General features: G+C 71.5%; 8 protein-coding genes and 1 pseudogene. 6 read left to right on the top strand and 3 right to left on the bottom strand.

Translation table 11 applies throughout. The annotated features are described in order from the left end of the window. Nucleotides 1-187: 187 nt before the first annotated feature. The 3 genes from ABTZ99_RS39535 to ABTZ99_RS39525 form a co-directional block, all read right to left on the bottom strand. Nucleotides 188-1,051, bottom strand: a complete 864-nt coding sequence (locus ABTZ99_RS39535) for a hypothetical protein (RefSeq protein ID WP_498772304.1) — start codon at nucleotides 1,049-1,051, stop codon at nucleotides 188-190. 852 nt (nucleotides 1,052-1,903) lie between these two features. Further along, the gene (locus tag ABTZ99_RS39530; protein WP_498772306.1) at nucleotides 1,904-2,701 is read right to left on the bottom strand and encodes a family 16 glycosylhydrolase; all 798 of its coding nucleotides are present in this window, start codon (nucleotides 2,699-2,701) and stop codon (nucleotides 1,904-1,906) included. 173 nt (nucleotides 2,702-2,874) lie between these two features. Continuing rightward, nucleotides 2,875-3,447, bottom strand: a complete 573-nt coding sequence (locus ABTZ99_RS39525) for a TetR/AcrR family transcriptional regulator (RefSeq protein ID WP_498772308.1) — start codon at nucleotides 3,445-3,447, stop codon at nucleotides 2,875-2,877. Nucleotides 3,448-3,699: 252 nt separating this feature from the next. On the opposite strand from ABTZ99_RS39525, the pseudogene ABTZ99_RS39520 reads away from it, so the two are divergent. From ABTZ99_RS39520 to ABTZ99_RS39495, 6 genes and pseudogenes are all read left to right on the top strand, one after another. After that, nucleotides 3,700-4,500, top strand: a pseudogene (locus ABTZ99_RS39520) (S1 family peptidase); the annotation flags it as partial. A 27-nt stretch (nucleotides 4,501-4,527) separates the two neighbouring features. After that, nucleotides 4,528-4,866, top strand: a complete 339-nt coding sequence (locus ABTZ99_RS39515; protein WP_499618146.1) for a proprotein convertase P-domain-containing protein — start codon at nucleotides 4,528-4,530, stop codon at nucleotides 4,864-4,866. A gap of 305 nt (nucleotides 4,867-5,171) precedes the next feature. Beyond that, nucleotides 5,172-7,409, top strand: a complete 2,238-nt coding sequence (locus tag ABTZ99_RS39510) for a DUF6801 domain-containing protein (protein WP_498772310.1) — start codon at nucleotides 5,172-5,174, stop codon at nucleotides 7,407-7,409. Nucleotides 7,410-7,520: 111 nt separating this feature from the next. After that, entirely contained in the window at nucleotides 7,521-8,819 is a 1,299-nt protein-coding gene (locus ABTZ99_RS39505) for an FAD-dependent oxidoreductase (protein ID WP_498772312.1), read from the top strand. 36 nt (nucleotides 8,820-8,855) lie between these two features. Next, nucleotides 8,856-10,382 (top strand): sensor histidine kinase, encoded by a 1,527-nt coding sequence (locus tag ABTZ99_RS39500; RefSeq protein ID WP_499618142.1) that lies wholly within the window; start codon nucleotides 8,856-8,858, stop codon nucleotides 10,380-10,382. Then, nucleotides 10,370-11,011 carry a response regulator transcription factor gene (locus tag ABTZ99_RS39495; RefSeq protein WP_498772316.1) on the top strand — a complete coding sequence of 214 codons (642 nt, stop codon included), beginning with the start codon at nucleotides 10,370-10,372 and terminating at the stop codon, nucleotides 11,009-11,011. Before ABTZ99_RS39500 ends, ABTZ99_RS39495 begins: the two co-directional genes overlap by 13 nt. Nucleotides 11,012-11,049 lie beyond the last annotated feature (38 nt).

Below are 11,049 nucleotides of genomic sequence, written 5' to 3'. Positions count from 1 at the left end.
GCGGGGACACCACACGCGTCGACCCGGACATCGCACTTCGCAGCGCTGCGCCCCGCCAGCCAAAGCTGACGGGGCGCATTCGCCAACAGCATCCCTCGACTCGGGGGGAGGCGGGCCGCTCGCGCGGCTGCGCACTCTCGCTCAGTGCCGCCGTCACGCAGTCGTCGCCGTTATGCAGTGGTCGCCGTCATGCAGTCGTGGGCGCGAGCAATCCGGCCACCAGCAGCACGCACACCAACAGGGCCACCAACCCGACCGCGATCACGTAGTGCCGCCACGTGGCCCGGCCGGGCATCCGCCGCAACACGACCCCCACCGCCAGCAACGCCGTCAGCGCGATCGGCAGCAACGCCCGCCACGCCCGGTCGAACGAGAACGGCAGGAACGAGTCCGCGCCGTACAGCGACAGGATCAACGCGGGCAACCCGAGCCCGGCCGCCGCCGCGGCCGCCACCATGTTGAACCGCTGCTGCGCCTCACCATCCTGCGCCACCGCGAACGTCGCCATGCTGCTCAACAACGCCTGCAGCCGCGCGACCTCCTCGGCCAACTCGACGTCCATCGCCTCGCAGTGCCGCAACGCCGCCCGATGCGTCTCCGTCCACGGCCGGGTGGAACCCACCACCTCGCCGCGGTTGTGCCGATACGTGTCGACGTCCCACAACGCGATCCCAAGCCCGTCGCGCACCGCTTCGCGGGCGTGGTCACGGGCCCGGCTCAACGCCATCGACAACTCGATCACCTGCGCCAACAACGACCGCAACGCCGTCGACCGCCGCTGCGCCAACAAATCCGCGACCTGCCGCTCCAGTTCGTACCGCAACCCGCGCAACCGCGTCACCTCGTTGCGCGACGCCTCGGCGAACGCCTTCGCCACCGTCACCACCGCCATCCGCGGCTCACCGTCGACCAGGTGCGCGGGCTCCGCCAACGACGCCACCACCTCCGCCTTCAGGCGCCCGACATCCGCCTCCGCCCCTCCACTCCCACCTCCAGCCTCCTGCTGCCACCCACCACTCTCCCGCCACACCGCCTGCACCACGAACGCCACCGACGTCCCACCACCGGCCTCCACCACAACCCTCGCCCCACCAACCACAACCCGCCGCTCACCACGCGCACCGATCAACCGAACCAACGGCGGCACGAGCAGCACCCCACCCCCGGCCCGCCGCGCCGCCCCACTCCCATTTCCACTCACCACCTCATCCGCAACCACACAAGACACCACCGCCCGCAACCCGTGCCCCTTCTCAACCGGATCACCAGCGAACAACAGCGAGGTCGACGGCATAAGTCGATCTTAGTTCCGCCCCCACCCGCGATCGCCCGAATCGACGGAACCGGGCGGAACCTGGCACGACCCGGCCGAACCGGGCCCACGCGACGAACCGGGCCCACGCAACTCGGAGGGCCACGACCGCGACGTGGTGGCTGCGGCGCACTCCCACTCCCGGGGCCCGCGAACCCGTGCTTCCCGAACCCCGTGCTCCCCGAACCCCGTGTTCCCCGCACCCCGTGCTCCCGCGAGGTCCGCTTTGGCGCCTCGTGACGCTCGGCGGTGCTGGGTGACGCCCGGCGGTGCTGGCACCCTGAGGCTGCTGGCACCCTGACAGTGGTCGTGGTGGGTGTCGTGGCTGTCTCCGTGACAGGCCGCCCGCCGTGCCTTGCCGCCTCCTTCTTTCCCGGCAACGTCAATGGTGTGTTCAAAGTTTCCTGACGACGTAACCCATCAGGGTGAACTCAGGGTGGTGGATGGAGGCGGTGTGGGTGGGTGGGGAGAGGTGGGTTGAAGGTAGGTCCTTAGATTGCACGAAATTGTGGAACGTGCAAGCGCGTGCGTTCCCGCCGTCGGGTGAAATGGGGACGGCGGGAACGAAGGGGCGCGCGGGTAGGACAAGGTTTAAGCGCGGGTGCGGCCCACGTAGAGGTTGCGGGCGCGGTAGTAGGTGTCGGTGGTTGGGCCGGTGGTGCCGGAGGAGCCCTCCATCTGCAGGTTGATGATGATCCACATTGGCTTGCCGACGAAGTTGGCGCCCCGGTGCTGGCCGACCCACGTCCCGTCGAGGTAGTAGTGGATGTCGACATCGGTCGCGCTGACCTTGGCGATCCACGCCCGGTAGGTGTGCCAGGAACCGGGCGACGACACCGGGCGAATGGTGTTCGACCAGCCACCCGAGGCGTTCTTGTAAGTGTTGAACCAGTTCCGCGCGTCACCCTTGTACTCCAGGATGTCGCTCTCCGGCGGCCACGAGTTCGCACCCGTGAGCCAGAACGCGGGCCACGTGCCGCGCGTCGACGGAGCCTGGAACTCGCCGCGCACCTCCCAGTTCGGGAACTGGTCGTTGACCAGCACGTGCTGCCGGGCGTGCACCGCACCGGAGTGGTACCGGATCGGCAGGTGCGGGTCGGCGGAGCTGTTGCCCTCGTCCCAGTTGATCCGGGTCGCCCTGATGACCAGCGTCGACCCTTCCAGGAACACGTGGTTGTGGTCGGACGCGCTCGCGTACATCCGCGCCGTGCCGTTGTGGTCCGAACCCCACGGGTAGCGGTAGTTCCAGACCGACTCCAACGTGCTGTAGCTCGCGAACGATCCGTTGATGACGGTCTCCCAGGCGGCGGCCCGGCCGAGGCCGGACGTGCCGAGAGCGGCCAGTCCGGCGCCGCCCGCCACCAGGAGACCACGTCGACTCACTGTCACGGGAAAGCCCTTTCCTCGACGACGTTGACGAGGCGGTGTCACTCCCGAACCTAGAGATCAGCCCGGTGTCACGTCAACGGATGCCCCAAGGGCCGCAAGGGGTGCGGACTGTCCACTGTGGTCACAGCACACCACTGTGGCTGGTTGATTACTCACTTGAGGGAGGCAGGGGATCAGTAGTGGCGGATGCCCTTCGACAGGGTTCGGGCCCACGGTGCGTCGATGTCGTCCGCCTGCGCCGCCACCACCAGGTGGCACAGCATGCCCATGGCGAAGAACTGCTGCACCTGCTCCTCGCTGCCGCCCGACACGCTGCGCACGTACTCGACCGTCCGCGCCACCCCGCGCTGGAAGACCTCGCGCACGGCCGGTTCGGAGATCGCGGCGCACTGGGCGTGCATCTGCACCAGCAGGAGCGTGTTCTCCGCGGAGATCAGGTGGGCGTAGGCGTCGCCCATCGCGTACAGGACGTCCTCCGGTGCGCTGCCCTTGGCCTCGGCGACCCCGTCGGCGAGGCTTTCCCTCACCCGCGCGAAGCTGTGCTCCACCACGGCCAGGAACAACGCCTCCTTGTCGGGGAACAGTCGGTAGACGTAGGCCTGGGAGATGCCGGCGGACTTCGCGACCTCGCCGGTGGTCGTGCCGTAGTAGCCGCGGGCGGCGAACGCGCCGATGGCGGTGCGCAGGACCGTCTCCCGACGTTCCTCGGCGGTCGACAGGCGGCGTTCACTCGATGCGGCAGGCACGAGTGTAATCAACCACTCACACCTGTGGAAGTCAAGTCGGGACGCTCGCCGGTGCTCAGAGCCACGACCGGCAGAACCACGCCCTACCACGGACCACACCGGAAGAACTCCCGTCGATCGACGGATTGTGAGCAGGCCGTTCGCCACGCACGATGAGTCGCCGGCAGAGGGGCCGGCTGGATAGTTCCCTGCGATCTCGACGTCCGGCCACCCTGCGAGCACGATCCCGGCCGGGCGCGGGAAGGACCAACCGTGCGCGACACCGTGAGAAGGACGCTTGCCCTCGGTGTGGGCATCGTCGCCGCCCTGGCCGCCTTCGGGGGCCAGGCGATCGCCGCCCCGCCGCCGCCGGACACCGTCAACCCCACGCCGATGGTCGTCGGCGGCACCCAGGCCGCCAAGGGCGAGTTCCCCTGGATGGTGCGGCTGTCCATGGGCTGCGGCGGCTCGATGCTGACCGACCAGCTGGTGCTGACGGCGGCGCACTGCGTCAGCCGCACCGGCAACAACACGTCCATCACCGCCACCTACGGCGTGGTGGACCTGCAGGACACCACTCGCGTCACCCGCACGTCCACCTACGTGCACCGCGCGCCCACCTACGGCACGGCCACCGGCGGCGACTGGGCGATCATCAAGCTGGCCAGCCCGATCACCGGCGCGGCGCTGCTGCCGATCGCCACCACCGCGGCCTACAACACCGGCGTGTTCACCGTGGCCGGCTGGGGCGCCACGCGGGAGGACGGCGGCCAGTCCCGCTACCTGCTCAAGGCGAACGTCGACTACATCGACGACACCACGTGCAAGAACTCCGACCCGTACTACGCGGACCTGATCCCGGCGGCCGAGCTGTGCGCGGGCAAGCTCGCGGGCGGCGTCGACACGTGCCAGGGCGACTCGGGCGGCCCCATGTTCCGCCGCGACAACAACGGCGCGTGGGTCCAGGTCGGCATCGTCAGCCACGGCAACGGGTGCGCGCGGCCGGACAACCCCGGCGTCTACACCGAGGTGAGCACGTTCGCGGCGGCCATCAACCAGGCGGCGGCCGACCTCGGCGGCACGCCGCAGCCGCCCGGCAAGGTGTTCGAGAACCTGGACAACGTGAACATCCCGGACGCGGGTGCGGCGGTCTACAGCAACGTCACGGTGAGCGGCATCGCGGGCAACGCCCCCTCCACCCTCAAGGTCGGCGTGGACATCAAGCACAGCTACAGCGGTGACCTGGTGATCGACCTGGTCGCGCCGGACGGCTCCACCTACCGGGTCAAGAGCTCCAGCGGCTCCAGCACGCCCAACGTGGTCGCGACCTACACCGTGAACGCCTCCTCCGAGGTCGCCAACGGCACGTGGCGGCTCAAGGTCCAGGACGTCTACAGCCAGGACACCGGCTACGTGGACGCCTGGCGGCTCACCTTCTGACCTCACCACCCGACGACCGCGCGCCGAGCACTCGGCGCGCGGTTTGTCATAGGTGTGCCAAAAGTCGTCCCGGAAATACGCGTCCGCGTGCCAATCGTTCGCTATTTCCCTTTCTGTGTCTCGTCCATGCAGGTCACGGGCCGGGTATTTGTCCGAAAATGACAATTTCCCGGCCCGTCCGCGAATGGTCATCCGGCAGTCTTGCGCAAGTGTTGCGGCCTGGTTAATTTCCCCTTGCAGCACGTCTGCGAACCATTCCACCCCTTAATTGCCGACGTGCGCTCGGCGTCAGGGAGGACGTTTCCGTGAGACACAGCAGACCAGCCCTCGGGCTGACGAGGCTCGGCGTGGCGGCCATGGTCGTCGCGGGCCTCGCGATCGGCACGGGCACCGGTTCGGCCGCCCAGGGCGACCTGACCCAGACCTACAGCTGCCCGTTCCCCCTGATCGGCGACCAGAACGTCTCGGTGAACATCAAGACCACCCAGCCCGGCACGGTCGTCGCCGGCGCGTTCACCCCGCAGCTCGACATCACCGCCGTGTCGAACGCGGGCCCGACGGCCACGCAGGGCTTGCGGCTCGTCGGCGCCGAGACGATCCGCGGCACCGCCCGCGCCACCTCGAAGGTCACCGCGCCCGGCGACCAGGGCGCGCTCACCGTGCAGGTCGCCGCGGACGTGCCGGACCAGCCGATCCCGGCTGTCGGCAACGACCTCGTGCTCGACGCCGTGGGCTCCGCGCCGGGCCTGCGCTTCGACCAGCCCGGCGCCGCCACCGTCGAGGTGACCGACCTGGTGCTGGAGATGACCCCGCTGCGCGCCGACGGCACGCCGACCGACCTCGGCACGTTCGTCGCCGACTGCACGCCGACGCCGGACCAGGACACCGTGCTGCAGACCTACACCGTCTCGGGCGCCGCCGTCACGCCCGAGACACCGGCCGGCACGGGCGGCACGCCACCGCTGCGCCAGGTCTACACGTGCCCGTTCCCGTTGATCGGCAACCAGAACGTCACCGTCGACATCGACACCGACCTGCCGGCGGAGATCGGCGTCGGCGAGTTCACGCCGCAGCTCGACATCACCGCCGTGTCGAACGCCGGGCCGACCGCGACCCAGGGCCTGCGGCTCGTCGGCGCGGAGACCATCCAGGGCACGGCGGTCGCGACGTCGCTGGTCCGCACGCCGGGCGGCCACCTCGCCGTGGCGGTGCCGGCGGCCGTGCCGAACCAGCCGATCCCGCCCAGCGGCGACCTGGTCATCGACGCCGCGGGCGCCGCGCCCGCGCTCCGGTTCGACCAGCCGGGCACCGCGACGCTGTCCGTGCACGACCTCGTGCTCACCATGACCCCGAAGAAGGCCGACGGCACCGACACCGGTCTCGGCACGTTCGTCGCGGACTGCACGCCGGTCGACGCGGCCCAGCGCACCGTGCTGCACACGGTCACCGTCACGTCGGCGCAGGACACCGAGGCACCCACGGCCCCGTCCGGCCTGACCGCCGGCGCGACCACGCCGACCAGCGTGCCCCTGTCGTGGGACGCGGCCACCGACAACGTCGGCGTGACGGGCTACGACGTCTACAACGGCGACACCCTCGCCGCCACCGCGGAGGGCACCGGCGCCACCGTCGACGGCCTCACGCCGGACACCGAGTACACGTTCACCGTGGTGGCGAAGGACGCGGCGGGCAACCGCTCGCCGGCCGGCCCGCCCGTCACCGCCCGCACCCAGCCGCGGCCGGACACCGAGGCGCCCGCCGCACCCGGCAATCTCCGGTCCACCGCCCAGACCGAGACCAGCGTCGCGCTCGCGTGGGACGCGGCCACGGACAACGTCGGCGTCACGGGCTACGAGGTGTTCAACGGCGCCGCGTCCGCCGGCGGCACGACCGGCACCACGGCCACGGTCGACGGCCTCACGCCGGACACCGAGTACAGCTTCACGGTCGTGGCGAAGGACGCGGCGGGCAACACGTCGGGCGCGAGCGCCGAGGTGAAGGTCCGCACGAAGGCGAGCCAGGGCCCGCCGGTCGTCGAGCACGGCTACGGCCTGACCGGCGGCACGAGGATCAAGGCCGCCAACGGCACGGTCGCCCTCACCGGTGGCATCGCCGCCGCGCTCGACCTGTCCACCGGCGCGTTCGACGCCGACCTGACGCTCGACCCGGCCACCGGCCGGTTCAAGGCCTTCGGGTTCGTGCCGGTCAAGGCGAAGCTCCAGTTCGCGCAGGCGGCCAAGACCACCGGCACGCTGGCGGCCGGCGTGCTCAGGTCGACCTCCAGCGTGACCGTGAAGCTGCCGCACGTCACGGTGCTCGGCATCCCCGTCAGCACCGGCCCGGACTGCCGCACGAAGACACCGGCGTCGATCCCGCTGGAGTCCGGGCCGGGGTTCGACCCGCTCGCGGGCGGCGTCCTCGCGGGGGTCTACACGCTGCCGGCGCTGACCGGCTGCGGCCCGCTCACCGGCCTGATCAGCGGGCTGACGTCGGGTCCGGGCAACACCATCGAGGTGACGCTGTCGCCGCGCCCGCAGCGCTGACGCCCGGCACCCGGGCGAGCGGCCCGTCCGGCACCCGGGCGGGCCGCTCGTGGCGCGAGGATCGCACAACTGAAGAAGCACACCGGCGGTCAACGCTGTCAGAGTCGCCGGATGACGCATGCGGTGGTGTTGGGCGCGAGCATGGGTGGGCTGCTGGCGGCCCGCGCGTTGGTCGGTTTCTACGACCGGATCACGGTGGTCGACCGCGACCCGTTGACCGAGGACGCCGTGCACCGGAAGGGTGTGCCGCAGGCCAAGCACTTCCACACGATCCTGCTGCGGGGCAAGCAGGCGCTGGACGTGATGTTCCCCGGCCTGACCGACGAGCTGGTCGACGCGGGCGGGTTGCGCGTCGGCTTCAACGTCGACGCGCGGTTCGTGCTCGCGGGCCACACCTTGGCCCGCACGGACACCGGCGCGTCCGACATCCAGACGACCCGGCCGATGCTGGAGGGCGCGGTCCGGGCGAAGGTCGCGGACTACCCGGGCGTGCGGATCATGTCCCGGTGCGACGTGGTCGGGCCGGTGTTCGAGCGCGGCCGGGTGGTCGGCGTGAAGGTGACCCGCGACGGCGCGGAGGAGGTGCTCGACGCCGACCTCGTGATCGACGCGATGGGCCGGTCCGGCCGGGCACGGGCGTGGCTCGCGTCCCTGGGCCTGCCGACGCCCGAGGAGGACCGGATCGACGTCGACATGGTGTACGCGAGCCGGCTGGTGCGCCCCACCGCGCCGTTCCCGGACAAGCTGGTGCTCCTCGGCCCGGTGCCCGGCCGGCCGACCGGGTTCGCGTTCGCCGCGCAGGAGCACGGCCAGTGGATGATCACCCAGGTCGGCATGGCGGGCGACCACCCGCCCACCGACGAGGCGGGCTTCCTGGCGTTCCTCAAGCGGTCCGCGCCGCCGGACGTGCAGGACGCCGTCGCCGCCTCGGAGCCGATCACCGAGATCCGCACGCACCGGTTCCCGGCCAGCCTGCGCCGCCGCTACGAGCGGTTGCGGGAGTTCCCGCCCGGCCTGCTGGTCTTCGGCGACGCGATGTGCAGCTTCAACCCGATCTACGGCCAGGGCATGACCGTCGCGGCGCTGGAGTCCGAGGCGCTGCGGAAGTGCCTGCAGGACGGTGAAGGCGACCTGGCGCGGCGGTTCTTCCGCGCGTCGGCCAAGATCATCGACCCGGTGTGGCAGCTCAACGCGCTCGGCGACCTGGCGCTGCCGGAGATCCCCGGCCACCGGTCGCTGTCCACCAAGGCGCTGAACCGGTACGTCGCCAGGATGCAGCGCGTCGCCACGCACGACCCGGTGGCGGCCACCGCGTTCATCCGCACCATCGGGCTGCTCCAGCCGCCGTCGTCGATCCTGCGCCCGGACGTGCTGGCACGCGTCCTGGTCGGTGGTCTGCGCCGCGGCTGAGCCGACCGGCCCGCCGGCCCGGCTACCTTGGGCGCCATGCTGCTGCCGTTCGCGATGTTCGCGGTGAGCGCCGTCTACGTGACCGCGGGTGTGATCGGCCGCCGCGTGCAGCCGCGCAACCGGATCGGGCCGCTGTTCGTGCTCGTCGGCGTGGGCTGGCTGCTCGACTACACCGTCGAGGGCGGGTCGTTCCTGTTCCAGCTGGCCTGCAAGGTCTGGCCGGCCGTGCTCGGGCACGCGCTGCTGGCGTTCCCGACCGGCAGGCTGCGCACCACGCCGCGCCGGCTGGTGGTGGCCGCCGGGTACGCCGAGACGCTGGCGCTGGCCGTGGGGTTCGAGTTCGAGCGCCAACCGTGGGCCGCCGCGATCGTGGGCGCCGAGACGCAGATGACCGCGGTGGTCGGCATCGCCATGCTGGGCCTGCAACTGCACCGCTGGCGGGTCAGCAGCATGGCGCAGCGGCGCACGCTGACCGCGATGCTCGGCGCGGCGGCGGTGGCGATCATCGGGTTCGTGGTGTGGGAACCGGTGGAACGCGCGGGCCTGCAACCGCCGCTGGTGGTGCTGATGCTGGCGTTGAGCGGCATCCCGTTCGCGTACCTGGCCGGGTTGCTGCGCCGGCGGATGGACCGCGGCGAGGTGGCCGACCTGGTGGTGCGGCTCAGCGGCGACAGCAGGCGCGCCGGCGTGCAGGAGGCGCTCGCCGCCACGCTGCACGACCCGAGCGTGCGCGTGGCGTACTGGGTGGCCGAGCAGGAGCGGTACGTGGACGTGGACGGGCGGCCGGTCGCGCTGGACTCCGTGCACACCAGGGTGGACCGCGGTGGCGTGCCGGTCGCCGTGCTGCTGCACGACCCCGTGCTCGACCTGGAGCTCGTGGACGCCGCGTGCGCCGCCGTCGGCCTGGCGCTGGAGAACGAGCGGCTCACCGCCGAGCTGCGGGCCAGGGTCCGGCAGCTGGCCGAGTCGCGCGCCAAGGTGCTGCGGGCCGCCGAGGACGAGCGCCGCCGGCTGGAGCGCGACCTGCACGACGGCGTCCAGCAGCGGCTGCTGTCGGCGGTGATGACGTTGGGGCTGGCCGAGACCGTGCCGCCGGAGCGGACCCGGGCGCTCGCCGCCGAGGCCAAGCAGGCGGTGCTGGCGACCATCGACGACGTGCGCGCGGTGTGTCAGGGCATCCACCCGCCGGTGCTCACCGAACGCGGCCTGCACGGCGCGGTGCGCGAGCTGACCGCGTTGGCCGAGCCTCGGGTCGACCTGACCCTGGACCTGCCGGAGGACGTGCCGCCGTCGGTCGAGACGACCGCGTACTACGTTGTCGCCGAGGCGTTGGCGAACGTCACCAAGCACGCCGAGGCGTCCCGGACCAAGGTCGCGATCAGCGGCCGGGGCGGGCGGCTGGTGGTGGAGGTCGACGACGACGGGCGCGGGGGAGCGGACCCGGTGCGCGGCACGGGCCTGCGCGGCCTGGGCGAACGGGTGGAAGCGAACGGGGGGACGATGCGGGTGGTCAGCGCGGCGACGGGCACGAGCGTGCGGGTGGTGCTGCCGTGCGGGTCGTGATCGCGGAGGACTCGACGTTGCTGCGCGAGGGGTTGGCGCGGCTGCTCGCCGAGGCCGGTTTCGCCGTGGTGGCGGCGGTCGAGGACGCGTCGGCGTTGACGGCGGCGGTGGACGAGCACCGGCCCGACGTGGCCATCGTGGACATCCGGATGCCGCCGACGCACACCGACGAAGGGCTGCGGGCCGCGGTGGCGTTGCGCCGCCAGTACCCCGGGACGGGGGTGCTCGTGCTGTCGCAGTACGTCCGGGTGAGCTACGCGGCCGAGCTGCTCGACGCGGGCGCGGACGGCGTCGGCTACCTGCTCAAGGACCGGGTGTCGGACCTGGCCGAGTTCACCGCCGCGATCCGGCGGGTGGGCGCGGGCGGGTCGGCGTTCGACCCGGACGTGGTGAGCAGGCTGCTGGTGCGGCGGCGCGACGACAGCGACGACCGGCTGACCGACCGGGAACGGGCCGTGCTCGCGCTGATGGCGGAAGGGCGCACCAACCAGGCCATCGCGCAGCGGCTGTTCATCGCGGAGCGGACCGTGGAGAAGCACTGCACCAGCATCTTCACCAAGCTGGACCTGTCCGCGAGCCCTCACGACCACCGCCGCGTCCTGGCCGTCCTGCGCTACCTCAACGCCTGAAAAGGTGCGGTTAACCACACCACGCGGTGGTGCTGGCA

Source organism: Actinosynnema sp. NPDC002837 (genome assembly GCF_040295345.1).
Classification (GTDB): Bacteria; Actinomycetota; Actinomycetes; order Mycobacteriales; family Pseudonocardiaceae; genus Actinosynnema.
This window is presented reverse-complemented; position numbering and strand designations above follow the sequence as displayed.

What these genes read in the sequence shown, in the direction of transcription:
- ABTZ99_RS39505 (WP_498772312.1), top strand. Translation starts at nt 7,521, where the DNA reads ATGACGCATGCGGTGGTGTTGGGCGCGAGCATGGGTGGGCTGCTGGCG.
- ABTZ99_RS39500 (WP_499618142.1), top strand. Translation starts at nt 8,856, where the DNA reads ATGCTGCTGCCGTTCGCGATGTTCGCGGTGAGCGCCGTCTACGTGACC.